Consider the following 24,323-nt stretch of genomic DNA (forward strand, 5'->3'; position numbering starts at 1 on the left):
CGCCGGGTCCTCGGAGAACCCGGCGGACTGCTCCCACGCCTACAGGTCGGCGAGCATCCCGCCCGGGTTCTCCATTGCGTCCGCGACGAACCGCAGGAAGCCTCCCGCGGTTCCGCCGTCGCACACGCGGTGGTCGAACGCGAGCGTCAGCTCGGTCACCTTGCGCACCGCGAGCCCGCCGTCCACGACCCACGGGCGGTCGATGATCCGGCCCATCCCGAGGATCGCCGATTCCGGGTAGTTGATGATGGCCGCGCTGCCGTCCACGCCGAACACCCCGTAGTTGTTCAGGGTGAAGGTGCCGGAGGACAGGTCCGACGGCGTGGCCCTGCCCTCACGTGCCAGGGCGGCGAGGCGGCGGATCTCGGTGTCGAGCCCGCGGGCGGACAGGGTGTCGGCCCGTCGGATGCCCGGCACCACGAGGCCGCGGTCCGTCTGTGCTGCGATCCCGAGGTTCACGCCGTCGACCCGCACGATCTCCTGGGCGCCGTCGTCACCCGTCGCGATCCGGCTGTTCAGCTCCGGGTAGCGGGCCAGACCCGCCACGACGAACCGCGCCACGAAGGCCAGCAGGCCGGGCACCGCGTCCGGCGTCCTGCGCTTCATCTCCGCCCGCAGTTCCACGAGGGCGGTGGCGTCGACGTCCACCCAGACCGTGGCCTCGGGGATCTCGCGTCGGCTGCGGGTCATCGCATCGGCGATCGTCCGCCGGACTCCCCTCAGGGGGGTGCGTTCGAGGACCGTGAGCCCGGACCGCGGATCGAGCGGAGCGTCCGCGGCTCCCGTGGCGGCCGGCATGTCGCGGGTCACGGGGGAGGCACCGGGGACGGCGTCGGCAGGGACGGCGCCCTCAGGGACATCAGGGCCGGACGACGCCAGAGCCGCGATCGCCTGCTCCACGTCGCGACGGAGGATCAGCCCCTTCTCCCCCGACCCGCGGAGGTCGGCGAGCCGCACGCCGTTGTCGCGCGCGAGCTTCCGGACCAGGGGCGAGACACACAGCGGGGCCGTGCCGGCGTCGGACGCTGCCGTGCCGGTGGCGGAGGCCGCGACCGGATCGGTGGCCGCGGCGGCCTGGGGCGCGGGCGACGGCGTCGTCCGAACGGCGGGGGCCGCGGCCGCCGTAGCAGCCGAGGACGCAGCGGACGTAGCGGCTCCCGCCGTCGTGCCCTTGCGCGGCCGGGTGCGGCCACCGGTGAGACCACCCGGAGTGCCGTAACCGATCAGCACGTTCCCCGAGCCGCCGTCGGCCGCCGCGGCATCGTCCCCGATGGCGGCAGCAGGGACACCGGCATCCTCGCGGAGCTCCGCCGCGGCGGCTTCGACACCTGCAGTGGCGACTGCCGGTGAGGTGGCCGCAGGTCCGCCGCCGTCGGGCCGGACGGAGAGGAACGGCGCACCGACGTCGAGCACTTCACCGGGCCTGCCGTGCAGCACGGCGACTGTCCCCGCGAAGGGCGAGGGGACCTCGACGACCGACTTGGCGGTCTCGACCTCCGCGATGGGCTGGTCGACGGCCACGGGGTCGCCCTCGGCGACGAGCCAGGACACCAGCTCGGCCTCGGTCAGGCCCTCCCCGAGGTCGGGGAGGGCGAACACCTGGAGCCCGGAATCGACGGCGGGTGCACTCATGTCAGTCCTCCCACTGCAGGTCGTCCACGGCGTCGAGGATGCGGTCGACGCTCGGCAGGTAGAAATGTTCGAGCTTCGGCGAGGGATACGGGATGTCGAACCCGGTCACGCGGAGCACGGGGGCGGCGAGGGAATGGAAGCAGCGCTCCTGCACCCGGGCCACGATCTCCGACGCCACCGACACGAAGCCCGGAGCCTCCGCGACGACGACGGCGCGGCCGGTCCGTCGGACGCTGGCGCAGACGGTCTCGTCGTCGAACGGCACGATGGAGCGGAGGTCGATGACCTCGATGGACCGGCCCTCCTCGGCGGCCGCAGCGGCCGCGGCGAGCGCCGTCGGCACGGACGGGCCGTAGCTGATGAGGGTCGCATCGGTCCCGGGGCGGGCGACGACGGCCTTGCCGATGCGTCGGGGCGCCTGGCCGGCCTCGAAGGTCCTGCGCAGCTCGGCGAGGTCCACCTCCTCCTTGGACCAGTACAGCTTCTTCGGTTCCAGGAACACCACGGGGTCCGGGGACGCGATCGCCTCGCGCAGCATGAAGTAGGCGTCGCGGACGGTCGCGGGGGCCAGGACCGTGAGTCCGGGGGTGTGCGCGTAGTAGGCCTCCGAGGAATCACAGTGGTGCTCCACGCCGCCGATCCCGCCGGCGTACGGGATCCGGATGACGAGGGGCAGGCGGACCCTGCCCTTCGTACGGTTCGGCATCTTCGCGACGTGGCTGACCACCTGCTCGAAGGCCGGGTAGGCGAAGGCGTCGAACTGCATCTCGACGACGGGCTTCATGCCGTTCATCGCCATGCCGATGGCCATGCCCATGATGCCGGCCTCCGCGAGGGGGGTGTCGAAGCAGCGCTCCTCGCCGAAGCGGGCCGTCAGGCCGTCCGTGATGCGGAAGACGCCGCCGAGCGGTCCGACGTCCTCGCCGAACATCAGTACGGAGGCATCGGCTGCCATCGAGTCCGCGAGCGCGGCATTGAGGGCCCTGGCGAAGGTGGACGTCACGCGTCCCCCCGGCGCGGCGCCGGTCCGGTCCGCCACGCCCCCGGTGGGTGCCTCCGTGGTCTGCGTCATGGTCGGTCCGCCTTCGTGTCTGACGTGGGGTTTCCTGTGCCGGCGGCGTCGCGCGCCAGTTCCTCGCGAAGCTGCTCTGCCTGCTCGCGCAGCTGCGTCGTCTTCTCCGTGTACACGTACTCGAACAGTTCCGCAGGGTTCACTGTGACCTCCGTGTTGAGTCCCTTCCGGATGGCGGCGGCGATCGCGTCCGCCTCGTCGGCCAGGGCCCGCTCCAACTCGACCGTCAGCAGGTCCAGCGCGCGCAGGTAGGTGCGCAGGCGGGTGATCGGATCCTTCGGCACCCAGCGCTCGACGTCGTCGGCGGAACGGTAGCGCGTCGCGTCGTCCGCGTTGGTGTGCGCCTGCATCCGGTAGGTGTGTGCTTCGACGAGGGTGGGGCCGCCACCGTCGCGCGCCCGGTCCACGGCGCTTCCGAGCACGGCGAGGAGCGCGGCGAGGTCGTTGCCGTCCACGCGCTCACCGGGCATGCCGTACCCGATGGCCTTGTGGGCGAGGGACGGTGCGACGCTCTGGCTCCTGAGCGGCACCGAGATCGCGAACTCGTTGTTCTGGACGAAGAACACGACGGGGACGTGGAACACGGCAGCGAAGTTCAGGGCCTCGTGGAAGTCGCCCTCGCTGGTCGCACCGTCACCGCACATGGCGAGGACGACGGTCGACTCACCGCGCAGCTTGGCGGCATGGGCCACGCCGACGGCGTGGAGGAGTTGCGTGGCCAGCGGCGTGGCCTGGGTGGCGACGCGGTGCTCGTGCGGGTCGTAGCCGCCGTGCCAGTCGCCGCGGAGCAGCGTGAGGACCTGGAGCGGATCGACGCCGCGCGTGATGACGGCGACCGTGTCCCGATAGGTCGGGAAGAGCCAGTCCTCGGCACCGAGGACCACGGCGGCGGCGACCTGGCAGGCCTCCTGACCGTGGGAGGAGGGGTAGACGGCCATCCGGCCCTGGCGGACGAGGGCGTTGGCCTGGTCGTTGATACGGCGGCCGGCGATGAGGCGGCCGTAGGCGTCGAGCAGCCGGTCCCCGTCGGGGAGCGGGTAACGCTCGTCGGTGTGGTGATGACCGTCCGGGTCCACCAGCTGCACGGGCTCCACCGACGGGAGCAGGGCGCTGTCCGGCGTCGTGCCGCCGTCGCGCGCTCCGCCCCCGGGTGCACCGCCCAGCATGCCGTTGCGGCCCTCATTCGTTGCCGTACTCATTCCGCCTCCATCACCAGCCGCCGTAGCGGCCTTCTATTCTCGGCGCGGAGCGGTAGCTCCGGCACTGGATGCTGTGTGAGACCAGTATGGCCAGCCGGCATCTTTTGTATCCACGAAGTCGGCGAAGTGTGGATATTCGTTCAACGAGCGCGGTATTCTTTGGACGAATCGGCAGTGTGAGCTGGATTACGCGAAGGAGCGTGGACACGTGGTGGACGGAGTGCTCGACGACGTCGATCGGAAGATCCTCGCCGAACTCACGCGGGACGGGCGCCAGTCCGTGACCTCGGTGGCCGAGCGTGTGCACATCTCGCGGGCACACGCCTACTCCCGCATCGCGAAGCTGACCGAGGACGGCGTGCTGACGCGGTTCACGGCGATCATCGACCCGGCCAAGGCCGGCCTCCGGTCCTCCGCCTACGTGACCCTCAAGGTGCGGCAGCACTCCTGGCGCGAGCTCCGCGACAGGCTGCGCAGCGTCCCGGAGATCCACCACATCGCACTGGTCGGCGGGGACTTCGACGTCATCCTCCTGGTGCGGGCGGAGGACAACGTGGGGCTGCGACGGGTCATCTTCGACCAGCTGCAGTCGATGCCCGGCGTCCTCGACACCCAGACGTTCCTCGTCTTCGAGGATCTGGACACGCGCTGACCCGCCGTGGAGCATGGTCATCACCCGGTGGCCGTGCACTGCACAAGGAGATCCCATGTCCCTCGTCCGTGTCCACAACTTCTCCGTCTCCCTCGACGGCTTCGCCACCGGCGAGGGCCAGACCCTCGAGGCCCCGTTCGGCCATGCGGGCTCACGGCTCATGGAGTGGGCGATCGGGACCCGCACGTTCCGCGCGATGGGCCTCCACGGGGAGGGCCCGGGTTCCTCCGGCGTCGACGATGCCTTCGCCGCCGCGTGGGGGCCGGGGATCGGGGTGGAGATCATGGGGAGGAATAAGTTCGGCCCCCACCGCGGCCCCTGGGAGGACGAGGAATGGAAGGGCTGGTGGGGCAGGAACCCTGTCTTCCACACCCCCGTCGTGGTCCTGACGCATCACCCCCGACCGGTCCTCGAGATGGATGGCGGGACGACCTTCCACTTCGTCGACGCCGAGCCCGCGTCCGCACTGGAACAGGCCCGCGGCCTGGCCGGGGGCCTCGATGTCCGGATCGGCGGTGGCGCCATCACGGTCCGGCAGTTCCTCGAGGCCGACCTCATCGATCACCTGCACGTCGTCGTCGTACCGATCGTCCTGGGCAGGGGCGAACGCCTGTGGGACGGCCTCGAAGGGCTCGAGGAGCGCTTCGGGATCGAGACGACCCCCTCCCCGTCGGGGGTCGTGCACCTGGTCCTCACGCGCCGCGGGTCCCGGTAGTCGCCGACGGCCGCACCCCGGGGGCTCAGGCGCCGAAGCGCGGCGCCCGCTTCTCCTGGAACGCCTGGAGGCCCTCGCGGTAGTCGTCCGATGCCCCGAGCACACCCTGGACGTCGTTCTCGCCGCTGACGGCCTGCCACAGTCCGAGCCGCTCGTCACGGATCCGCGCGACGAGCTGCTTCGAGGCGACGAGCGCCTGCAGCGGACCGGTCGCCGCCCGCGCAGCCTTCGCCCGGGTGAACTCGAGCAGCTCCCCGGCAGGCACGGCGCGGCTGAAGAGTCCGCCGGCCACCGCCTCCGCTCCGGTCATGAGGTCCCCCGTGTACATCAGGTCCAGGGCCCGGTGCGGACCGAGCCGCTCGGTGAACAGCCAGTGTCCGCCGGAGTCCAGTGCCAGCCCGAGGGCGGCGAACGGCGAACCGATCTTCGCGGACTCCGCGACGTACACGACGTCCGTCGCGAGCAGCAGGCCCAGGCCGACGCCGAGGCACGCGCCCTGCGCCGCCGCGAAGGTCGGAGCCGGGAAGTCCGCCATCTTCCGCAGCAGCGGGGTGAGCGTGGCGTCGAGGAACCCGAAGGCGTCGTCGGCCCCGGGTTCGATGGATCCGAGGTCCCGGCCCGCACAGAAGGCGCGCCCCTCCCCGCGCAGCACGAGCGCACGGACGGTGCCGTCGCGCACGCCGGCGGCAGCGGCGTCGTAGGCGTCGGCGAGCTCGGCGAGCGCCTGCTCGTCGACGGCGTTGAGCCGGTACGGCGCGTCCAGCACCACCTCGGCGACCCCGCCGTCGATGCTGAGGCGGATCATGCCGGCGGAGGGTTCACTGCCCGACGGCGTCGCGGTGGAGGGGATGGTCATGGCTGCCTCTCAGGCGTCGTAGTCGACGGCGACGGCGTCGCTCGTGGGGTGGGCCTGGCAGGTGAGGACGAACCCTGCGGCGACCTCGTCGGGTTCGAGCGCGTAGTTCTCCTCCATCGCCACGGTCCCCTGGACGAGCTTCGCCCGGCACGTCCCGCACACCCCGCCGGCGCACGCGAACGGCACGTCGGGGCGCACCCTGAGGGCGGCGTTGAGGATCGACTCGCGGGCGTGGGTGGGGCTCTGCACCGAGCCCTGCAGGCCGTCCAGGTTGAAGGAGATGGTGTAGTTCTCCCCGTTGTCCGCCGCCACCACCGGGCGTCCGTGGCTGCCCTCCGGCCGGGTGGGTTCGCCGGTCGTGAACAGCTCGAAGCGCACCTTCTCCGCGGGCACGCCGCGCTCGGTGAGGAAGTCCCGGCAGAGCTGGACGAGCTCGAACGGTCCGCAGAGGAACCACTCGTCCACGCGGTCGGTGGCGATGACCGTGCCGAGCAGGCCCTCGAGTTTCTCGGCGTCGATCCTGCCCGAGAGCAGGGGCGAGATGCGCTGCTCGCGGGACAGGACGTGGTGCACCGCGAAGCGGGCGGGGTAGCGGTCCTTGAGGTCGGCGAGTTCCTCGAGGAACATGACGTCCATCGCGGCCCGGTTGGCGTAGACGAGGTCGAAGCGTACGTTCGGGCCGCCGGCGAGCATGGACCGGGCGATCGCGATCACCGGGGTGATGCCGGACCCGGCGGCGACGGCGACGAACGAGACGGGCTGCTCCCCCGGCGTCGTGCGCGGGGTGAACTGCCCGAGCGGGCTCATGACCTCGAGGGTGTCCCCCGCCGTCAGGGACTCGTTGACCCAGGTGGAGAAGACACCGCCGAGGTCGCGTTTCACGGCGACGCGCAGCTCCCCGGGGCGCGGGTCGGCGCAGATCGAGTAGCTGCGGCGGACCTCCCGCGGCACGCCGTCGACGTCGAGCGTGGTGCGCAGCGCCACGTACTGCCCGGGGAGGTACCCGAACGCGTCCTGCAGGCGGGGAGGGACGTCGAGGGTGACCTCGACGGCGTCCTCCGTCAGCCGGCGGACGCCGCGCACGGTGAGCGTGTGGAAGGCACTCCGCCGTTTGGTGGAGGGGGCGAGGACAACGGCCATCAGTGCACCTTGAAGTAGTCGAAGGGTTCCCTGCAGTCGTTGCACACGTACAGCGCCTTGCAGGAGGTGGACCCGAAGCGGGTCAGTTCGCGGGTGTTCAGGGACGAGCACTGGGGGCACTTGACGCTCAGGCCGATGCGCACCGGCCCGACGGCGGCCTTGCCCGTGGGTGGCGCGATGCCGTAACGGGCGAGCTTCGCCTTGCCGTCGTCGCTCAGCCAGTCGGTGGTCCAGGCGGGCGCGAGCACGAGCCGGACGGCGACGTCGTCGTAGCCCGCCGCGTGCAGCGCCGAGGTGACGTCGTCGCGGATGGCATCCATCGCCGGGCAGCCCGAGTAGGTGGGGGTGATCGCGACCTCGACCCGTCCCGACGGCGCCACGTGGGCTGCGCGCAGCACCCCGAGGTCCTCGATGGTGAGCACCGGGATCTCCGGGTCGCAGACCGTCGCCGCGACGTCCCAGGCCGCGGCGTCGGGGGCCGCCGAGGGCCGCAGGTCCGCTCCGGTCACCATGGGGACCCCATCAGGACACGCTCACCAGGACGCACCCGGATGCTCGCGGGCGAGGACCTGCATCTCGGCGAGCAGGTACCCGAGGTGCTCGCTGTGGCGCCCGAGGCGTCCGCCCCCGACGGCGCCGGGCACCGCGGGGACCTCGAGCTCGGCCTCGGTGAGGACCGTCCGTACCGCGCTGTCGAAGGACTCGCGGAGCCCGCTCGGGCGCACCCCGGCATCGCCCACCTCGTCGATGAGCGGGTAGTCGGTGAACAGTTCCTCCACATAGGGCCAGGTGAGCCGGAGGCCGGCGATCATCCTGCGGCGTGACTCCTCGGTCCCGAGCGCGAGGCGCAGGACCCACTGGGTGGCGTGGTCCCGGTGGTAGTCCACCTCCTTGACGGCCTTCGCGGCGATCGCGGCGAGGGTCGGGTCGCTCGAGTGGACGAGGCGGGAGTAGAGCTCCCACTGGTAGAGCGCGACGACGAACTGCCGGGCGATGGTGCGGGCGAAGTCCCCGTTGGGCTGCTCCACGAGGTGCACCGAGCGGAACTCGGGCTCGCGGCGGAAGTAGGCGAGGTCGTCCTCGGTCTTGTCCCAGGCGCGGCCGGCGTAGGTCAGGAAGGACCGGGCATGTCCGATCTCATCGAGCGCGATGTTCGCCAGCGCCACGTCCTCCTCGAGTTCGGGCGCCCTGGAGATCCACCAGCCGAGCCGCTGCGCGAGGATCAGGGCGTCGTCGCCCAGCCCCAGTGCGTACCGGGCGACGGCGTCGGCGGGCTTCGCTTCCTGGAGGGCGATGTCCTCGGGCCGCAGCGCGTTGCCCGGCGTGATGCGCGTGGCACTGGCGTTCGCCTCGCTCACAGGTGCTTCACTCCCTCGCTCTTCGTGTAGTACGTCGCGTGGCGGTAGTCCTTGCCCTGCGGCGACTCGAAGAAGGCGTCCTTCGCGTCGGGATCGCTCGTGATGATCGCCGACGCAGGGACCACCCACAGGCTCACGCCCTCGTTGCGGCGCGTGTAGAGGTCGCGCGCGTTGCGGACGGCCATCTCGGCGTCGGGCGCATGGAGCGATCCCGCATGCACGTGGGAGAGGCCGCGCGAGGACCGCACGAAGACTTCCCAGAGCGGCCAGGCCGCGCGCTCCTCGTGGAGGCCCGACGACGGCGCCGTCGCGCCGTCGTCGCCCGTCGTCGATCCGCCGGTCACCTAGGCCGCCTTCGTCGTCGTGGGCTTCGCGGCCTGCCGGGCGGCGTAGGCCGAGGCGGCGTCGCGGACCCAGGCGCCCTCCTCGTGGGCCTCCCGGCGTCGTTCCAGGCGCTGCGCGTTGCAGGGACCGCGGCCGGCGAGGACTTCCTTGAACTCGTTCCAGTCGAGGGGTCCGTACTGCCACCGGCCGGTCTCCTCGTCGAAGCGGACGTCCTTGTCCGGCAGGTCGAGTCCGAGGACCTTGATCTGTTCGACCATCATGCCGACGAAGCGGGACCGCAGCTCGTCGTTGGAGAAGCGCTTGATGTTCCACTCCATGGACTTCTGCGAATTGGGGGAATCCTCGTCCGGCGGGCCGAACATCATGAGCGACGGCGCGTACCAGCGGTTGACGGCGTCCTGGGCCATGGAGCGCTGCTCGGGGGTGCCGTTGGCCAGTTCGAGCAGGATCTCGAAGCCCTGCCGCTGGTGGAACGACTCCTCCTTGCAGATGCGGACCATCGCACGCCCGTACGGGCCGTAGGAGGCACGGCAGAGGGGCACCTGGTTGCAGATGGCTGCTCCGTCCACGAGCCAGCCGATGGCCCCGATGTCCGCCCAGGTCAGCACGGGGTAGTTGAAGATGCTCGAGTAGCGCGCCTTGCCGGCGATCAGGTCCTCGGTCATCTTCTCGCGCGGGGTCCCGAGGGTCTCCGCGGCGGAGTACAGGTAGAGTCCGTGGCCGGCCTCATCCTGGACCTTGGCCATGAGCACGGCCTTGCGCTTGAGGGACGGGGCGCGCGTGATCCAGTTCGCCTCCGGCTGCATGCCGATGATCTCGGAGTGCGCGTGCTGGGAGATCTGGCGGGTCAGCGACTTGCGGTAGTCGGCGGGCATCCAGTCGCGCGGTTCGATCCGGGAGTCCCGGGCGATGATGTCGTTGAAGACCTTCTCGCCGGCGTCGTCGTGGTCCGCACGGGTGTCGATCGCTGTCGCCGTCATGGTGCCTGCCTCGCTCGTCTGGACGTCCGGTTTAATTACCGACCGTTCGTTCAGTATAGGGAGGATGCGCGAGGACCGTCAACGGTTGGGGCCGTGCCGGGGACGGCGCCCGCCTGTGCGGCGCGGACGGGGTTCCCGGGACGACGAGGTGTCGGAAGGTGTTCCTGGTCCACGGTTCGTGGACGGGGAGCAGCAGAGGGCGGCGGTCAGCCGACCCGGGCCAGCGGCGCGTCCCGGCTGCCCTGGCTGCCGGCCACGATCTCCCGCAGCGCGCGGACGGGTCCGTTCTCCACGGCCCGCGAGGAGAGCTGGGCGTTCATCCAGGCGGCGAGCCGCTTCTCCCCGACGGATGCGGGGGACGAGAGCGATGGCAGCCGGCCCTCGTCCTCGAGGAATTCGGAGATGCTCTCGACCTTCAGCCAGGCGGCCCCGGTGCGCTCGCGCTCGACGGGCTCCTCGGAGAGCACCCCCGCGGCGCAGAGCTTCGCACGGTGCGCGGCCGTCAGGCGCCCGGCGCGGGCGGCCTTGCGCTGTTCGTCGAGCCACATGGCCATGCGGTGCTCGCCCGGAGTGGATGCTCTGAATGATGGATCACGGCCCTCGCTGTCACGGAAGGCGATGAGTGCCCGCAGGCGGAGATCCCAGGAAGTCGTTAGCACGGGGAGCGCCCTTTCAGACTGGAGCAGGTGATAGTAATAAGCCTACTACTTACTAGGCAAGCTAACTATCACCCGTTAAGAGTGATGCCTCGCTCGTCCCCTGCCACTCGACCGCCCGGACCGCCGTGCAAAAATGAGCGCATGACCGTCGATGGATCCCGCCCTGCCGCCACTGCCCGGCGCGGACGCCCCGGCTACGACCAGCAGTCGGTCCTCGCCGTCGCGGTCTCGGCCTTCAACCGGCACGGCTACGAAGCGACGTCGATGGGGATGCTCGCGGAGGAACTCGGCATCAGCAAGTCCGCGATCTACCACCATGTGCCGTCCAAGGGGGATCTCCTGCGGCTGGCCCTCGATCATGCGCTGGGTGGGCTGGAAGCCGTGCTGCAGGATCCGCGGGCGCACACCGGTCCCGCGGATGCCCGGCTCGAGTTCGTGCTGCGGGGGACCGTCGCCGTCCTGACCGAGCGGCTCCCCTTCGTCACGCTGCTGCTGCGGCTTCGCGGCAACACGGAGATCGAGCGTGAGGCGCTGGAGCGCCGCCGGGCCTTCGACCGGGAGGTGGCGGCCCTCGTCGATGCCGCGCGGCACGAGGGGTCCATCCGGAAGGACATCGACCCGAGGACCACCACGCGCCTGATCTTCGGCACCATCAACTCGATCGTCGAGTGGTACAAGCCGGGCGGGCCCCTGACCGCCGAGAAGCTCTCCGACGACGTCATCCACATGGTGTTCGACGGCCTGCACCGGCGCTGACCGCCTGGCCGCTCCTGCGTCCACTCCCTGTTCCGCTCCGCGGCGACGGTCCTGCCCACGGACGGGCGGTGCTCGGCGGGCAGGACGGCGAGGTCCCGTCCCCAGTGCTCGTCCACATAGGCCGTCCTCATGCGGTCACGAGGTCCGGGTGCGGGCAGGGTCCCCTCATGCAGCAGGACACTCGTCGCGGCCGGCTTCACCCCCTATCGGCTCAGGCAGGCGGTGGATCGGGGGGAGGTACTGCGACCGGTCCGCGGCGTGTATCGCCTGCCCGATCTGTACGTCGACGGCATCCTGGGCATCGAGGCGGACGGACGGCGGTACCACAGCGACCGCCGCGAGTTCGAGGAGGACCGCCGCCGCTGGAATCTGCTCACTACCCGGGGCGTCCCGGTCCTTCGGGTGACCCATGCCCTGCTGACGCGGCAACCGGACGACTTCCTGACGCTCGTGCGCGCGGCAATATCCGCACGACAACCCGGTGGCTGAGCGGCCCCAGTGGGCATGGATGCTGCTGCCCACCGGGACCTGCGGGTCGGCGGGCGGCAGCGAATGCGCCCGAGGGGCGGACTACTTCCGCACGAGGGTCAGGACGTCGTAGGTCGCCACGATCTCGTCGTCCTGGTTGTGCAGGACGGCGTCCCACGCGACCTCCCCGTACTCGTCCGTCTCGCGCGGCGTGATGCGCTTGGCCGTCAGGGTCACGCGGATGGAGTCCCCCGCGGCGACCGGCGTGATGAACCGGAGGTTCTCCAGGCCGTAGTTGGCGAGCACCGGCCCGGGCGCGGCATCCACGAACAGGCCGGCAGCCCAGGACAGCAGCAGGTACCCGTGGGCCACGATCCCGGGGAAGAACGGGTTCGCGGCCGCCGCCTCCTCGTCGGTGTGCGCGTAGAAAGTGTCCCCCGTGGTCTGCGCGAAGGCCTCGATGTCCTCCAGCGCCACCCGGCGCAGCCCGGACTTCACGGCGTCCCCGATGCGGAGCGTCGCCAGGTCCTTCCGGAACGGGTGGGTGTCGTCGAACCGGCGGTCCGCCCCGGTGTGCCACTCCCCCGTGATGCTCGTGAGCATGTTCGGCGAGCCCTGCACGGCGGTGCGCTGCATGTGGTGCAGCACCGAACGCATGCCCCCCAGTTCCTCGCCGCCGCCCGCGCGCCCGGGCCCTCCGTGCACGAGGTGCGGGACGGGCGACCCGTGGCCCGTGGAACTGCGGGCGTCCTCACGGTTGAGGATGAGGACGCGGCCGTGGTGCGCGGCGATCCCGAGCACGAGCTCCTGCGCCACCGCGGGGTCGTTGGTGCACACCGTGGCGACGAGGGAACCGGACCCGAGGGCGGCGAGGCGGACGGCGTGCGCGAGGTCGTCGTACCCGATGACGGACGCGACCGGCCCGAACGCCTCCACGGAGTGCAGGGCGCCGGCCTCGACGTCCTTCCAGGTGAGCAGCAACGGCGCCATGAACGCGCCGTCGGGTGCTTTCCCTGACGTGTTGTCGGCGAGCACGACGTCGGGCGCGTCCAGTGAGCCGAAGGCCAGGGAGGCCCCGCCGTCGAGCAGTTCGCGGACGGCGTCCTGCACGCCCTCGAGCTGCGCGAGGGACGCGAGCGCGCCCATGGTGACGCCGTCGGCCCGCGGGTCGCCCAGCGTCACCCGCTCGCGGATGCGGTCGCCGGCGGCACGCACGACGTCGTCGACCAGGTTCTCCGGCACGATGGACCGGCGGATGCTCGTGCACTTCTGGCCGGCCTTGACCGTCATCTCCGTGACGAGGGACTTGATGAAGGCCTCGAACTCCGGGGTGCCCGGCACGGCGTCCGGTCCGAGGATGGCGGCGTTGAGGGAATCGGTCTCGCACGTGAAGCGGACGCCACCGCGCTCGACCGACGGGTGGGACTTGAGGTGATTGGCGGTGGACGCCGAGCCGGTGAAGGACACGAGGTCGCGGTAGTCGAGGTGGTCGAGGATGTCGCGGGCCGGCCCCGAGACGAGCTGCAGGGACCCTTCGGGGAGGATGGCGGAGCCGATGATGAGCTTCACGACGGCGGCCGTCAGGAACCCGGTGGGCGTCGCGGGCTTCACGATCGTGGGAACGCCGGCGAGGAACGCGGGGGCGAGCTTCTCGAGCATGCCCCACACCGGGAAGTTGAACGCGTTGATCTGCACCGCGACACCCGGGATGCGCGTGTGGATGTGCGTGCCGAGGAAGGAACCGTCCTTCGACAGCACCTCGGGTGGGCCGTCCACGATCACGTGCGAGTTCGGCAGCTCGCGGCGTCCCTTCGACCCGAACGTGAAGAGCACGCCGATCCCGCCGTCGATGTCCACCATCGAGTCGACCCTCGTGGCGCCGGTCTTCGCCGACAGCTCGTACAGCGGCTCGCGCTGCGCGTTCAGGTACTGCGCGAGCTCCTTGAGCTTCAGCGCGCGTTCGTGGAAGGTGAACCGGCCGAGGGCCGTCTGGCCCGTGGTGCGCGCGAAGCGGACGGCGGCGGCGGTGTCGATGCCGGCCGTGCTGACGAGGGCGAGGTCCTCGCCGGTGCTGGCGTCGCGCACCACGGTGCCGTCGCCCTCCGCGGCGGTCCGGTCGGGCGTCCACCAGCCGTCCTCGAGGAAGCTGGGGACGACGTCGATCTGTACTCGTTCCGGGGCGGTTGTCATGGTCCGCTCGCCTTTCGCTGGTGCTGCCGGGATGGGTTCTGGTCGGTGGCGGCCGACGGCGGGGCGTCGTCCCAGGCGAAGAAGCCCCGTCCGCTCTTGCGGCCGAGTTCGCCGCGTGCCACCTTCTCGCGGAGGATCGCGGGCGGGCTGAAGCGGGGGCCGAGCGTGGCTTCGAGGTACTCGGCGATGCCGAGGCGGACGTCGAGGCCCACGAGATCCGTGGTGCGCAGCGGGCCCACAGGGTGCCGGTAGCCGAGGACCATCGCGGCGTCGATGTCCTCCGCCGTCGCGACGCCCTCCTCGACCATGCGCATCGCCTCCAGGGCGATGGCCACGCCGAGCCGCGAGCTCGCGAACCCGGGGGAATCGCGGACGACGACGGGCGTCTTGCCGAGCGCTGCCACCCAGGACCGGGCGGCCTCCTCGAGCTCGGCAGAGGTCTCCGTGCCGAGGACCACCTCGATCAGGGCCGACGCCGGGACGGGGTTGAAGAAGTGGAGCCCGCAGAAACGGGAGGGTCGCTGCAGGGCGCCCGCCAGTGCGTCGACGGAGAGGGAGGAGGTGTTCGTGGCGAGCCAGGCGCCGTCGTCGAGCACGTCCTCGACGGCGCGGAGCGCCTGCCGCTTCAGGGCGGGGTCCTCCGGCACGGCCTCCACCACGAGCCCGCATCCGGCGAAGTCCGCGTAGTCCGTGGACACGGCGATCCTGGCCCCGAGGTCGGCGAGCGGGGCCGTCGTCGTCCCTCGTCCGACGCTGTTCGCGAGGGCCCGGGTGACGCGGCCGAGGCCGGCCTCCGCGGCGGCGTCGTCCCGTTCGACGACGACGACGCTCGACCCGGCGAGGCAGAACGCGTGGGCGATGCCCGCGCCCATCCGGCCGCCGCCGAGGACGCCGACCCGCACGGGGAGGCCGGTGGGCCTGCTCGCGGGCGTGCCGGGGTCGCTGGTGGGGTCGCTGCTCATGAGCCCTTCTTCCGGTCGAGGAATCGCTGCATGCGGTCGAACTTCGCGTCGGACTCGAAGAGGACGGCCTGCGCCAGCTGGTCGATCATCGGGTGCGCGTCCCGGGGTGCGTGGAAGACGCTCTTGGTGATGCGGACGGCGAGCGGGTCCTGCCGCGCGATGCGGTCGGCGAGCGCGTGGGCCGCCGGCAGGAGGTCCTCGGGTGCGTTGATCTCCGTGATGAGGCGCGCGGCGAGGGCCTCCTCGGCGGAGAGGATGCGCCCGGCGAGCAGGATCTCCAGGGCGAGGGGCTCCCCCACCAGCTCCTTCAGCCGCCAGGTGGCGCCGGCGGCGGGGAGGATCCCGAGGCCGGTCTCCGGGTTGCCGATCCTCAGGCGCGGCGTCCCGAGGCGGAAGTCCGCCGCGAAGGCGAGTTCGGCGCCTCCGCCGAGTGCGAACCCGTCGAGCGCCGCGATGACGGGCATGGGCAGTGAGGCGATGCGCGCGAAGAGCGTCGAGTTGATGCCGGCCAGGGCGTCGTCGCGGCGGCGCTCACGCAGCTCGGCGATGTCGGCGCCCGAGGCGAAGACGCCGTCGGACCCGGTGAGGATGAGCGTGCGCGGGGACCCCTCGAGGTCCTGGCACACGGCGTGCAGCTCGTCGACCATCCGGCGGTCGATCGCGTTGCGGGCCTCCGGCCGGTGCAGTTCGACGACGAGGCGGCCGGGTGCGTCGGTGAGCTTCAGCGACGACGGCATCAGACGGCCTCGACGAGCAGGGCGGTGCCTTGGCCGACGCCGACGCACATGGTCGCGAGGCCCAGGCGCCGGGACGGGCCGGCGAGTTCGCGCTCGAGCCTGCCGAGCAGGGTGACGGCGATCCGGGCGCCCGAGGACCCGAGGGGGTGGCCGAGCGCGATCGCCCCGCCGTCGCGGTTCACGATCTCCTCGTCGAGCCCGAGCCGGCGGATACACGCGAGCGACTGGGTCGCGAACGCCTCGTTGAGCTCGACGGCGCCGAGCTCCGCGACGGTGAGGCCGGTGCGCTCGAGCACCTTCTGCGTGGCCGGCACCGGGCCGATGCCCATGATCTCCGGCGGGACGCCCGCGGAGGCGCCGTCGAGGATCCGGGCACGCGGCGTCAGCCCGTACCGCTCGATCGCCGCCTCCGAGGCGACGATGACGGCGGAGGCGCCGTCGTTCAGGGAGCTCGAGTTGCCGGCGGTGACGATGCCGTCCGGGCGGACCACGGGACGGAGTCCTGCGAGGACCTCGAGGGTCGTGTCGGCCCGCGGGCCCTCGTCGGTGTCCACGGAGAAGGACGTCCTGCCGCGGTTCACCTGCACGGGGACGATCTCGTCCGCGAAGCGCCCGGCGTCGATGGCCGCGAGGGCCCGCTGGTGGGACCGGAGCGCGAAGGCGTCGGCGTCGTCGCGCGTGATGCGGTCCAGCGTCGCCAGTTCCTCCGCCGTCTCGGGCATCGAGTAGGTGACCTTGTCGCGGGCGGCGAGCAGCGGGTTGGTGAAGCGCCACCCGATGGAGGTGTCCACGACGGCGCCGGGCTTCGCGAACGCCTTCGCGGGCTTCTCCATGACCCACGGCGCACGGCTCATGGACTCGACCCCGCCGGCGATGACGACGTCCGCGGCCCCGGCCCTGACCATGTGGGACGCCATGATGATGGCCGACAGACCCGAGGCGCAGAGCCGGTTGACGGTGATGCCGGGCACGCTGTCGGGGAACCCCGCGAGGAGGGACGCGAGCCGTGCGACGTTGCGGTTCTCCTCCCCCGCACCGTTGGCGTTGCCGAGGATCACCTCGTCCACAGTGGCCGGGTCGAGGCCGGCGCGCTGCACGACGGCGGAGAGCACGAGCGCCGCGAGGTCGTCCGGGCGGATGCTCGAGAGGGCCCCGCCGTACCGCCCCACGGGGGTGCGGACACCACCCACCAGGAAAGCCTCGGCCATGTTCGTCTCCCTCGTCGTCGTGGTGGGCCCGCTCCGGTCGAACGAATTACCGAACGTTCGTTCTGTAAAGGCCTGCTCCAGAATTGCACGGCCGCCCAGCACGGTCAACCGGCCGGGGCTGCGGGGCGGCGGACCGGCAGTGGCAAGATGGAAGCCATGACCGCTGACGCCACCGTGACCGAGATCCCCCTCCCCTCGCCCGCCCGGAAAGTGCCCTCCGAGCGCACCCACCACGGGGACACGTTCGTCGACCACTACGAGTGGATGCGCGACAAGGAGAGCCCGGAGCTGATCGAGCACCTGAAGCGCGAGAACGCCTACACCGAGGCCGTCACCCGCAGCCAGGAGCCGCTGCGCGAGGCCATCTTCGGCGAGATCAGGGACCGGACGCAGGAGACGGACCTGTCCGTCCCTGCCCGGAAGAAGGGGTGGTGGTACTACTCCCGCACCGAGGAGGGCAAGCAGTACGGCATCCAGTGCCGGGTGGCCGCGGAGGACACCGGCGATCTCAGCCGCGACTGGACGCCGCCCGTGGTGGTCCCCGGGCAGCCTGTCCCCGGCGAGCAGATCATGCTCGACGGCAACGAACTCGCCGAGAGCAAGCCGTTCTTCTCCCTCGGCGGCCTGTCCGTCACCGAGGACGGCACGCTGCTCGCCTACAGCGAGGACAACGCCGGCGACGAGCGCTTCACGCTGCGCATCAAGAACCTCGGGACCGGGGAACTGCTGCCGGACGCCGTGCCGAACGTCTTCTACGGCCTGGCCTTCTCCCCGGACGGCGCGCGGGTCTACTACACCGTCGTCGACGACTCCTGGCGCCCCTACCAGGTGCGCGCGCACACGCTGGGCACGCCCGTCGAGGAGGACGACGTCGTCTTCCAGGAGGACGACGTGGCCCTGTGGACCGGCTTCGAGGTGTCCGCGGACCGCACGCAGCTGCTCATCAGCATCGGGTGCTCCGAGTACAGCGAGTACCGCGTCCTGGACCTCGCCACGCCGGAGCGGGGGCTGACCACGCTGCTCTCCCGTGACGAGCGCATCCTGTACGACGCCGAGCCCGTGACCGTCGACGGCGCACCGTACTACCTGCTCACGCACGACCGCGACGCGAAGAACTCGATGGTGAGCTTGGTGGCGGCTGGCGAGTTCGCCAAACCGCTCGCCGAGCAGGCGTGGACGACGGTCGTCGCGCACGACGACGCCGTCCGCGTCGAGGGTGCCACCGTCACCCGCACCCACCTCGTCCTGTCGGTGCGCAAGGACACCATCGAGCGCGTGCAGGTCCTGCCCCTGGCGGGTCTCGGGACGCCGGCGCAGGGCGTGCCGGCGGAACCCGGCTTCGACGAGGAGCTGTTCACGAGCAACCTCGCCAACGCCGAGTTCGACTCCCCGATCATCCGCCTCTCCTACACCTCCTACCTCACGCCGCCGCGCGTCTACGACTACGTGCTGGAGGACGGCGCGCTGGAGCTGCGGAAGGAGACCGAGGTGCGCGGCGGCTACGATCCCGCCGACTACGTCGCCGAACGGCACTGGGCGCCGGCCGCGGACGGCACGCTGATCCCGCTGTCCGTGATCCGCCGCGCGGACCTCGCCCGGGACGGGTCCAACCCGGCCCTGATCTACGCGTACGGCAGCTACGAGGTCAGCATGGACCCGGCGTTCTCCATCGCCCGGCTCTCCCTGCTGGACCGGGGCATCGTCTTCGTCGTCGCGCACATCCGCGGCGGCGGCGAGATGGGCCGCAGCTGGTACGAGCAGGGCAAGAAGCTCGCCAAGAAGAACACGTTCACGGACTTCGTGGACGCCACGACCTACCTCGGCACCTCGGGATGGGTGGACGCCGGCCGGGTCGCGGCGATGGGCGGGTCCGCGGGAGGGCTGCTCATGGGCGCCGTCGCGAACCTCGCCCCGGAGAAGTACCGGGCGATCGTGGCGCAGGTGCCCTTCGTGGACGCCCTCACGACGATCCTCGACCCGGAGTTGCCGCTCTCCGCGCTCGAGTGGGAGGAATGGGGCAACCCGATCACGGACCCGGCGGTGTACCGGTACATGAAGGAGTACACGCCCTACGAGAGCGTGCGCCCCGTGCCCTATCCGCGCATCGCCGCGGTGACGAGCTTCAACGACACGCGGGTGCTCTACGTGGAGCCCGCGAAGTGGGTGGCCCAGCTGCGCGAGACCACCACGGGCACCGAACCGATCGTGCTGAAGACCGAGATGGACGGCGGCCACGGCGGCGCCAGCGGCCGCTATTCGCGCTGGCGCGACATCGCCTGGGACTACGCGTTCGCCGCGGACGCGGTGGGCGCGACGGCGGTGCCGGCCCGCTCGACGAGCTCCGTCGAGTAGATGACGGGCTCCGGGTGCGAGCCCGGGGCCTCGATCTCCTCGGGGAGCATCGTCCCCGCCCGGACGGCCATCCCGACCATGGGCTGCATGATCGTGGTGAGGGGTGTCGGCGCCGTGTCCCACGGCCGGCCGAGGAGGATGATGGGGAGGCCGTCGAACGGGAGCGCTGCTGGAGGCGGGGCCGCGCGGCGCTAGAGTGGCGGACGACCCACGAACCCGGACCCAGGAGCAGCACGCCGTGACGCATGAACCCCTACCGCCCTGGACCATCACCCTCGGAGAGCTGGACGAGCGGATGGGAGTCGCCATCGTCGAACAGTCGGTCGAGCGGGTGGTCGCGACCATGCCCGTCGAGGGGAACCGCCAGTCCTTCGGGCTCCTCCACGGCGGTGCGTCCCTCGCCGTCGGTGAGGCCGTGGGGTCCTGGGCTGCCGTGATCCACGCGTCCACCCTCGGCAGGACGGCGGTAGGCGTCGATGTGTCCGCGACCCACCACCGGAGCGTGAGGGACGGCACCGTCACCGTCACCGCGACGCCGATCCACCTCGGCCGGACCCTCACCACGCACGAGGTGCTGATCACCGACGACGCCGGTCGGCGCCTGTGCACGCTGCGCATCACGAACCTGCTGCTGGACCGCCCAATCCCCGGTACCGTGAGCCCATGAACCTCGCACAGCACTCCACCGGGATCCGGCCCAGGCTCGTCGCCCTCGCCGCGGCTGCCGCGGCAGCCCTGATCGGGGGCACCGCCGGCCCCGTGGCGGCCGCCCCGCCGACACCGCTGTCCTATGTGGCGCTCGGGGACTCGTACGCCTCGGGGTTCGGCGCCGGGTCCTACGTGAATGCGTGCGGCCAGACGCCCCTCGGACTGCCCGGGATCCTCGACACGAAGAAGCAGGTGGATCTGGTGGCCGACGCCACCTGCGCCGGCGCCACGGTGGCCGTGGAGCCCGGCGGCGCCCTGGACCTGCCGGAGCAGGTAGCACGCGCCGTCGCCTCGGGCGCCCTCTCCCCGTCCACGGACCTCGTCACCGTCTCCGCGGGCGGCAACGATGCGGGCTTCGGGCAGGTCGCCGGAGTGTGTGCCACCCGTCCCACCGCTGAGTGCGAGCAGTTCATCGCCGTCCAGAACGCCACGGCCCTGCCGGCGCTGGAGCGCGCCCTCGACGCGCTGTACGGCACCATCGGTTCCGCGGCACCCTGTGCAACCGTGGTGGTCACCGGCTATCCGCATCTTTTCTCCCCCGAGGAGGAGACGCCCGTCCTCCTGCCCGTCGCCTCGCAGACCGCGTTCAACGAGGGCACGGACGCCGTGAACACCGTGATCAGGAGCCGGGCCGAGGCGCACGGCTTCACGTTCGTGGACCTGGTGCAGAAGTTCGAAGGGCACGGGCTCGGCTCCACGGACCCCTGGATCACCTTCGAGCCCGGCGCCGCCGACAACTTGCACCCTACTGCCGAGGGCTACCGGTCCGGCTACTTCCCTGCCGTGCGCAGCTCCGTGAACTTCTCGCAGCTCCAGCGCTAGCCGGGCCAGGACGGGTGTGTCAGGCGCGCCTTCAGGGCGGCGAGTTCCGTCGCCGTCAGGCCGGCGTCGCGGAGGTAGCGCACGGCGTCGAACGATGACAGCAGGTCCTCGAGCTGCCTCCCTGCGTGCGTGAGCCACACCGCGAGTTCGTCCTCCGTCCTCGGCGTCTCGCGCGGCGCCTCCTGGCCGCGGTACCGCTCATTCATGGCGGTGACGGCCCGCGCGTAGTCGGCGCTGATCGCCGCGGGCCCTATTCCCGCCGCGCTGAGCAGCAGGGCGACCACGAGTCCCGTACGGTCCCTCCCGGCGGCGCAATGGATCACCACTCCCCCGGCGGGAGCCGTCACGAACGCGCGGGCCACGCGGGCGAACTTCTCCGGCCATCGCCTGAGGTTCTCGCCGTAGTGCTCCGGCGAGCTGAGATACGGCCCGCAGAGCGCCATGAATTCCTCGTCCGACGGGTCCTCCGTCGGGAGGTTGAGGAGAACGAACCGGTCGACGGCGCGCGGGCCGACGAGCGGGTCCGTTCCCCGGCGGCCGAGCTCGGAAGGGTGCCGCAGATCGACGACGGTCCGGACGCCCTGCTCCCAGGCCTGACGCCACCCCGCCTCCGTGAGCCACTCGCTCCGGCCCATCCGGTAGAGCCTGCCCGGCTGGATGGATCCTTCGATACCCCCGAGGTCCCGTGCGTTCACCGCGCCCTCCCACGGGGCGTCTGGTGCCGCCGGTCCGGGGGCAGGGGCATCGACCGTGAGGTCGTCTCCGGAGAGCGGAGCGGCGTCCATGGCCGAAAGCGTAGCAATCCCCCGGCGCGCAGGCCGGGCCGCCGACGCGAGGCGGTGCGATCCCACGACCCTTCCCATCCTGCGCCGGAGGTCCTAGCCTTCCGTCATGCCTTTCTCCATCCAGGTCTCGATCGACTGCAGGGATCCCCACGCCCAGGCGGACTGGTGGGCGGAGACGCTCGACTGGGTCGTCGAACCGACCGACGAGGCGTTCCTCGACCGGATGATCGCGGAGGGTTACGCGCGGGAGTCGGACGTCATCACGCACAACGGCACGCGCGTCTGGAAGGACGGCACCGCCATCTGCCGGGCGGACGACGTCGGCCGCCCGGGCCGCGAGCGCATCCTCTTCCAGCCGGTGCCCGAACCGAAGATCACCAAGAATCGCGTACATCTCGACGTCAACCTGGCCGGCGCCGACCGCGATGCCCAGCGGGCGCGGCTCGAGGCGCGGGGTGCGCGGTACGTGGAGCAGCACTCCCAGGGCCCGCATGCCTGGTACGTCATGCTCGATCCCGAGGGCAACGAGTTCTGCATCGCCTGACGGGCGAGGGCCGCGGCACCCGGCCGGGCCCGCGCCGCTAGACTCGACGGGTGACTTCAGAGCTCCCCGCCAAGGTATCCGACATCTTCGACCCCACCCGCTGGCGGGTCGTCACGGGCTTCGAGGAGTTCACGGACCTCACGTACCACCGCCAGGTGGAGCGCGACGCCGACGGCGGGATCGTCCGTGACCTGCCCACCGTGAGGATCGCCTTCGACCGCCCCGAGGTACGCAACGCGTTCCGGCCCGGGACCGTCGACGAGCTCTACCGGGCCCTCGACCACGCCCGCATGACGCCCGACGTCGCCACCGTCCTGCTCACGGGCAACGGGCCCAGCCCGCGCGACGGCGGCCACTCGTTCTGTTCGGGTGGCGACCAACGGATCCGTGGCCGCGACGGCTATCGGTACGCGGAGGGCGAGACGAGGGAGACGATCGACCCGGCGCGGGCCGGGCGGCTCCACATCCTCGAGGTGCAACGGCTGATCCGCACCATGCCGAAGGTGGTCATCGCCGTCGTCAACGGGTGGGCCGCCGGCGGTGGGCACAGCCTGCACGTCGTCGCGGACCTGACCATCGCCTCGGCGCAGCACGGCAGGTTCAAGCAGACGGACGCCACCGTGGGCAGCTTCGACGCCGGCTACGGCTCCGCCCTCCTGGCCCGGCAGATCGGCCAGAAGAAGGCGCGGGAGATCTTCTTCCTCGCCCGCGAATATTCCGCGCGGGACATGGTGGAGATGGGCGCGGTCAACGAGGCCGTCGACCATGCGGAACTCGAGGTGACCGCCCTCGCGTACGCCGCGGACATCGCCCGCCAGAGCCCGCAGGCCCTCAGAATGCTCAAGTTCGCCTTCAACCTCGCGGACGACGGCCTCGCCGGCCAGCAGGTCTTCGCAGGTGAGGCGACCCGCCTCGCCTACATGACGGATGAGGCGGTGGAGGGCAAGGAGGCATTCCTCGAGAAGCGCTCCCCGGACTGGTCCTCCTTCCCCTACTACTTCTAGGAGCGGCGTGGAACTCCTCCCCGTGCACACCCCCGACGGCTTCGACGCCCTCGGACTGCTCAAGCCCCTCGCCGCTGCCCTCGCCGGTGATGGTCCAGCCGTCGCCCCGCACGTGATGCCCGATCAGGTGTTCTCCGGGGAACTGCCCAACGACGACATCGCGGCGGTCATCAGCACCTCGGGATCGACCGGGACCCCCAAGCAGACCATGCTCAGTGTCGACGCGCTCGCGGCCTCGGCCATGGGCACCGCGTTCGCCCTGAAGGCGGAGGGCCAGTGGCTCCTCACGCTGCCGGTGCACTACGTCGCGGGCTTCCAGGTCCTCGTACGCTCCCTGTATGCCGGGACGCAGCCCTGGGTCATGGACACCTCCGCGGGGTTCACGCCGCAGGCCTTCACCGACGCCGCAGCCGAGCTGACCGACCGCGTACGGTTCACCTCCCTGGTTCCCACGCAGCTCCACCGATTGCTGGCCGGCCCGTCGCCCGAGACGCTCCGCCTCCTGCGGCGCTTCGACGCCATTCTGCTCGGCGGAGCGCCGGCCGGGGCGTCCCTGCGGTCCCTCGCCCGCAGCCAGGACCTGAAGATCGTCGAGACCTACGGCATGAGCGAGACCTGCGGCGGGTGCGTCTACGACGGGACGCCGCTGGACGGCGTCGAGCTCCGCTCGGTGGAGGGCCGCCTGCGCATCGGCGGCCCGGTCCTCGCCGACGGATATCTCGACGCACCAGGGACCACCGAGGAGAAGTTCGTCTTCAATTCCGGTCAGCGCTGGTTCGTGACCGACGACGCCGGAGAAGTGGCGACGGACGGCTCCGTGACGGTGCACGGCCGGCTCGACGACGTCATCATCACCGGTGCCCTGAAGGTCTCGGCGACGAGGGTCTCCGACGTCATCCAGGCCCTGCCCGGCGTCGAACAGGCCATGGTGCTCGGGATCCGCAGCGAGGAGTGGGGCACGGCTGTCGCCGCGGCGATCGTCGGCGATGTCGACGCCGACGTCATCCGGCAGGCCGTCCACGTCGAGCTGGGGGCGCATGCCGTTCCCAAGGCCATCGTGACGCTCGACGCCCTTCCCCTGCTCCCGGGCGGGAAGCCCGATCGCCGGACCATCCATACGCTCCTCGAACGCGCCTAGGCGTTCGACGGACACCCCGCACCACCTACCCGACCTGAAGG

The 24,323-nt window shown here is 71.3% G+C and carries 25 protein-coding genes; 10 read left to right on the forward strand and 15 right to left on the reverse strand.

Features of this window, described 5'->3' with window-relative positions:
- Positions 1-39: 39 nt before the first annotated feature.
- From AC4D2F_RS07500 to pdhA, 3 genes are read right to left on the reverse strand one after another with little or no spacing between them, the layout of a single operon-like run.
- The gene (locus AC4D2F_RS07500) at positions 40-1,632 is read right to left on the reverse strand and encodes a dihydrolipoamide acetyltransferase family protein (protein WP_490910027.1); all 1,593 of its coding nucleotides are present in this window, start codon (positions 1,630-1,632) and stop codon (positions 40-42) included.
- Between the two features lies 1 nt (position 1,633).
- On the reverse strand, positions 1,634-2,704 hold the full coding sequence (locus AC4D2F_RS07505) for an alpha-ketoacid dehydrogenase subunit beta (RefSeq protein ID WP_490910028.1): 1,071 nt from the start codon (positions 2,702-2,704) through the stop codon (positions 1,634-1,636).
- Positions 2,701-3,870 carry a pyruvate dehydrogenase (acetyl-transferring) E1 component subunit alpha gene (gene pdhA, locus AC4D2F_RS07510; protein WP_490910532.1) on the reverse strand — a complete coding sequence of 390 codons (1,170 nt, stop codon included), beginning with the start codon at positions 3,868-3,870 and terminating at the stop codon, positions 2,701-2,703. The genes AC4D2F_RS07505 and pdhA overlap by 4 nt, the downstream gene beginning before the upstream one ends.
- A 241-nt stretch (positions 3,871-4,111) precedes the next feature.
- Between pdhA and AC4D2F_RS07515 the strand changes: the two genes are divergently transcribed.
- Both AC4D2F_RS07515 and AC4D2F_RS07520 read left to right on the forward strand, forming a co-directional pair.
- Positions 4,112-4,555, forward strand: coding sequence for an Lrp/AsnC family transcriptional regulator (locus tag AC4D2F_RS07515; protein WP_043441957.1), 444 nt, complete (start codon positions 4,112-4,114; stop codon positions 4,553-4,555).
- Between the two features lie 55 nt (positions 4,556-4,610).
- Positions 4,611-5,270, forward strand: a complete 660-nt coding sequence (locus AC4D2F_RS07520; RefSeq protein ID WP_490910029.1) for a dihydrofolate reductase family protein — start codon at positions 4,611-4,613, stop codon at positions 5,268-5,270.
- Positions 5,271-5,295: 25 nt separating this feature from the next.
- Here AC4D2F_RS07520 and AC4D2F_RS07525 read toward each other — a convergent pair whose 3' ends face one another.
- From AC4D2F_RS07525 to AC4D2F_RS07555, 7 genes are all read right to left on the reverse strand, one after another.
- A complete protein-coding gene (locus AC4D2F_RS07525) occupies positions 5,296-6,075 on the reverse strand; it encodes an enoyl-CoA hydratase/isomerase family protein (protein ID WP_490910533.1) in 780 nt (259 codons plus the stop codon).
- Between the two features lie 60 nt (positions 6,076-6,135).
- On the reverse strand, positions 6,136-7,266 hold the full coding sequence (paaE, locus tag AC4D2F_RS07530; protein WP_104168084.1) for a 1,2-phenylacetyl-CoA epoxidase subunit PaaE: 1,131 nt from the start codon (positions 7,264-7,266) through the stop codon (positions 6,136-6,138).
- Positions 7,266-7,778 (reverse strand): 1,2-phenylacetyl-CoA epoxidase subunit PaaD, encoded by a 513-nt coding sequence (gene paaD, locus AC4D2F_RS07535; protein ID WP_104168083.1) that lies wholly within the window; start codon positions 7,776-7,778, stop codon positions 7,266-7,268. Before paaD ends, paaE begins: the two co-directional genes overlap by 1 nt.
- Before the next feature lie 21 nt (positions 7,779-7,799).
- A complete protein-coding gene (gene paaC, locus AC4D2F_RS07540; protein ID WP_490910030.1) occupies positions 7,800-8,624 on the reverse strand; it encodes a 1,2-phenylacetyl-CoA epoxidase subunit PaaC in 825 nt (274 codons plus the stop codon).
- On the reverse strand, positions 8,621-8,968 hold the full coding sequence (paaB, locus tag AC4D2F_RS07545; protein ID WP_104168081.1) for a 1,2-phenylacetyl-CoA epoxidase subunit PaaB: 348 nt from the start codon (positions 8,966-8,968) through the stop codon (positions 8,621-8,623). The genes paaC and paaB overlap by 4 nt, the downstream gene beginning before the upstream one ends.
- The gene (gene paaA / locus AC4D2F_RS07550) at positions 8,969-9,949 is read right to left on the reverse strand and encodes a 1,2-phenylacetyl-CoA epoxidase subunit PaaA (protein WP_490910031.1); all 981 of its coding nucleotides are present in this window, start codon (positions 9,947-9,949) and stop codon (positions 8,969-8,971) included. It lies immediately after the preceding gene.
- A gap of 206 nt (positions 9,950-10,155) precedes the next feature.
- Positions 10,156-10,608, reverse strand: coding sequence for a helicase associated domain-containing protein (locus AC4D2F_RS07555; protein ID WP_146067467.1), 453 nt, complete (start codon positions 10,606-10,608; stop codon positions 10,156-10,158).
- Positions 10,609-10,689: 81 nt separating this feature from the next.
- On the opposite strand from AC4D2F_RS07555, the gene AC4D2F_RS07560 reads away from it, so the two are divergent.
- Positions 10,690-11,364, forward strand: coding sequence for a TetR/AcrR family transcriptional regulator (locus AC4D2F_RS07560; RefSeq protein ID WP_258069903.1), 675 nt, complete (start codon positions 10,690-10,692; stop codon positions 11,362-11,364).
- 129 nt (positions 11,365-11,493) lie between these two features.
- Positions 11,494-11,853, forward strand: a complete 360-nt coding sequence (locus AC4D2F_RS07565; protein WP_490910032.1) for a type IV toxin-antitoxin system AbiEi family antitoxin domain-containing protein — start codon at positions 11,494-11,496, stop codon at positions 11,851-11,853.
- An 81-nt stretch (positions 11,854-11,934) separates the two neighbouring features.
- Here the strand turns inward: AC4D2F_RS07565 and paaZ are convergent, their stop codons facing one another.
- Genes paaZ through AC4D2F_RS07585 form a run of 4 tightly spaced genes read right to left on the reverse strand, consistent with a single transcriptional unit; the run spans position 11,935 to position 16,929 of the window.
- On the reverse strand, positions 11,935-14,022 hold the full coding sequence (paaZ, locus tag AC4D2F_RS07570) for a phenylacetic acid degradation bifunctional protein PaaZ (protein WP_490910033.1): 2,088 nt from the start codon (positions 14,020-14,022) through the stop codon (positions 11,935-11,937).
- Complete coding sequence (locus AC4D2F_RS07575; RefSeq protein ID WP_490910034.1) at positions 14,019-14,984, reverse strand: 3-hydroxyacyl-CoA dehydrogenase family protein; 966 nt, start codon at positions 14,982-14,984, stop codon at positions 14,019-14,021. Before AC4D2F_RS07575 ends, paaZ begins: the two co-directional genes overlap by 4 nt.
- Positions 14,981-15,721, reverse strand: a complete 741-nt coding sequence (locus AC4D2F_RS07580) for an enoyl-CoA hydratase/isomerase family protein (RefSeq protein ID WP_490910035.1) — start codon at positions 15,719-15,721, stop codon at positions 14,981-14,983. Before AC4D2F_RS07580 ends, AC4D2F_RS07575 begins: the two co-directional genes overlap by 4 nt.
- The gene (locus AC4D2F_RS07585) at positions 15,721-16,929 is read right to left on the reverse strand and encodes a thiolase family protein (RefSeq protein WP_490910036.1); all 1,209 of its coding nucleotides are present in this window, start codon (positions 16,927-16,929) and stop codon (positions 15,721-15,723) included. Before AC4D2F_RS07585 ends, AC4D2F_RS07580 begins: the two co-directional genes overlap by 1 nt.
- A gap of 156 nt (positions 16,930-17,085) precedes the next feature.
- Between AC4D2F_RS07585 and AC4D2F_RS07590 the strand changes: the two genes are divergently transcribed.
- The 3 genes from AC4D2F_RS07590 (at position 17,086) to AC4D2F_RS07600 (ending at position 20,811) form a co-directional block, all read left to right on the forward strand.
- Complete coding sequence (locus AC4D2F_RS07590) at positions 17,086-19,281, forward strand: S9 family peptidase (protein WP_490910037.1); 2,196 nt, start codon at positions 17,086-17,088, stop codon at positions 19,279-19,281.
- Positions 19,282-19,576: 295 nt separating this feature from the next.
- On the forward strand, positions 19,577-19,948 hold the full coding sequence (locus AC4D2F_RS07595) for a hotdog fold thioesterase (RefSeq protein ID WP_258069934.1): 372 nt from the start codon (positions 19,577-19,579) through the stop codon (positions 19,946-19,948).
- Positions 19,945-20,811, forward strand: coding sequence for an SGNH/GDSL hydrolase family protein (locus AC4D2F_RS07600; RefSeq protein WP_104168070.1), 867 nt, complete (start codon positions 19,945-19,947; stop codon positions 20,809-20,811). Before AC4D2F_RS07595 ends, AC4D2F_RS07600 begins: the two co-directional genes overlap by 4 nt.
- Here the strand turns inward: AC4D2F_RS07600 and AC4D2F_RS07605 are convergent.
- Entirely contained in the window at positions 20,808-21,596 is a 789-nt protein-coding gene (locus AC4D2F_RS07605; protein WP_490910038.1) for a tyrosine-protein phosphatase, read from the reverse strand. The two genes, AC4D2F_RS07600 and AC4D2F_RS07605, sit on opposite strands and share 4 nt — an antisense overlap.
- Before the next feature lie 106 nt (positions 21,597-21,702).
- Here AC4D2F_RS07605 and AC4D2F_RS07610 point away from each other — a divergent pair, with 106 nt between their 5' ends.
- Genes AC4D2F_RS07610 through AC4D2F_RS07620 form a run of 3 tightly spaced genes read left to right on the forward strand, consistent with a single transcriptional unit; the run spans position 21,703 to position 24,282 of the window.
- Positions 21,703-22,140: a VOC family protein gene (locus tag AC4D2F_RS07610; RefSeq protein WP_490910039.1), complete on the forward strand. Its 438-nt coding sequence runs from the start codon at positions 21,703-21,705 to the stop codon at positions 22,138-22,140.
- Positions 22,141-22,190: 50 nt separating this feature from the next.
- Positions 22,191-23,144 carry a 1,4-dihydroxy-2-naphthoyl-CoA synthase gene (locus AC4D2F_RS07615; RefSeq protein WP_104168067.1) on the forward strand — a complete coding sequence of 318 codons (954 nt, stop codon included), beginning with the start codon at positions 22,191-22,193 and terminating at the stop codon, positions 23,142-23,144.
- A gap of 7 nt (positions 23,145-23,151) precedes the next feature.
- A complete protein-coding gene (locus AC4D2F_RS07620) occupies positions 23,152-24,282 on the forward strand; it encodes an AMP-binding protein (RefSeq protein WP_490910040.1) in 1,131 nt (376 codons plus the stop codon).
- The last annotated feature ends 41 nt before the right edge of the window (positions 24,283-24,323 follow it).

The sequence above is a fragment of the Arthrobacter sp. TJ-263 genome (genome assembly GCF_058269155.1).

What these genes read in the sequence shown, in the direction of transcription:
- paaD (WP_104168083.1), bottom strand. Translation starts at nt 7,778, where the DNA reads ATGGTGACCGGAGCGGACCTGCGGCCCTCGGCGGCCCCCGACGCCGCG.
- AC4D2F_RS07575 (WP_490910034.1), bottom strand. Translation starts at nt 14,984, where the DNA reads ATGAGCAGCGACCCCACCAGCGACCCCGGCACGCCCGCGAGCAGGCCC.
- AC4D2F_RS07595 (WP_258069934.1), top strand. Translation starts at nt 19,577, where the DNA reads ATGGGAGTCGCCATCGTCGAACAGTCGGTCGAGCGGGTGGTCGCGACC.
- paaZ (WP_490910033.1), bottom strand. Translation starts at nt 14,022, where the DNA reads ATGACAACCGCCCCGGAACGAGTACAGATCGACGTCGTCCCCAGCTTC.
- AC4D2F_RS07605 (WP_490910038.1), bottom strand. Translation starts at nt 21,596, where the DNA reads ATGGACGCCGCTCCGCTCTCCGGAGACGACCTCACGGTCGATGCCCCT.
- AC4D2F_RS07610 (WP_490910039.1), top strand. Translation starts at nt 21,703, where the DNA reads ATGCCTTTCTCCATCCAGGTCTCGATCGACTGCAGGGATCCCCACGCC.
- AC4D2F_RS07500 (WP_490910027.1), bottom strand. Translation starts at nt 1,632, where the DNA reads ATGAGTGCACCCGCCGTCGATTCCGGGCTCCAGGTGTTCGCCCTCCCC.
- AC4D2F_RS07505 (WP_490910028.1), bottom strand. Translation starts at nt 2,704, where the DNA reads ATGACGCAGACCACGGAGGCACCCACCGGGGGCGTGGCGGACCGGACC.
- AC4D2F_RS07525 (WP_490910533.1), bottom strand. Translation starts at nt 6,075, where the DNA reads ATGATCCGCCTCAGCATCGACGGCGGGGTCGCCGAGGTGGTGCTGGAC.
- AC4D2F_RS07585 (WP_490910036.1), bottom strand. Translation starts at nt 16,929, where the DNA reads ATGGCCGAGGCTTTCCTGGTGGGTGGTGTCCGCACCCCCGTGGGGCGG.
- pdhA (WP_490910532.1), bottom strand. Translation starts at nt 3,870, where the DNA reads ATGCTGGGCGGTGCACCCGGGGGCGGAGCGCGCGACGGCGGCACGACG.
- AC4D2F_RS07580 (WP_490910035.1), bottom strand. Translation starts at nt 15,721, where the DNA reads ATGCCGTCGTCGCTGAAGCTCACCGACGCACCCGGCCGCCTCGTCGTC.
- AC4D2F_RS07565 (WP_490910032.1), top strand. Translation starts at nt 11,494, where the DNA reads ATGCGGTCACGAGGTCCGGGTGCGGGCAGGGTCCCCTCATGCAGCAGG.
- AC4D2F_RS07600 (WP_104168070.1), top strand. Translation starts at nt 19,945, where the DNA reads ATGAACCTCGCACAGCACTCCACCGGGATCCGGCCCAGGCTCGTCGCC.
- AC4D2F_RS07590 (WP_490910037.1), top strand. Translation starts at nt 17,086, where the DNA reads ATGACCGCTGACGCCACCGTGACCGAGATCCCCCTCCCCTCGCCCGCC.
- AC4D2F_RS07520 (WP_490910029.1), top strand. Translation starts at nt 4,611, where the DNA reads ATGTCCCTCGTCCGTGTCCACAACTTCTCCGTCTCCCTCGACGGCTTC.
- paaA (WP_490910031.1), bottom strand. Translation starts at nt 9,949, where the DNA reads ATGACGGCGACAGCGATCGACACCCGTGCGGACCACGACGACGCCGGC.
- paaE (WP_104168084.1), bottom strand. Translation starts at nt 7,266, where the DNA reads ATGGCCGTTGTCCTCGCCCCCTCCACCAAACGGCGGAGTGCCTTCCAC.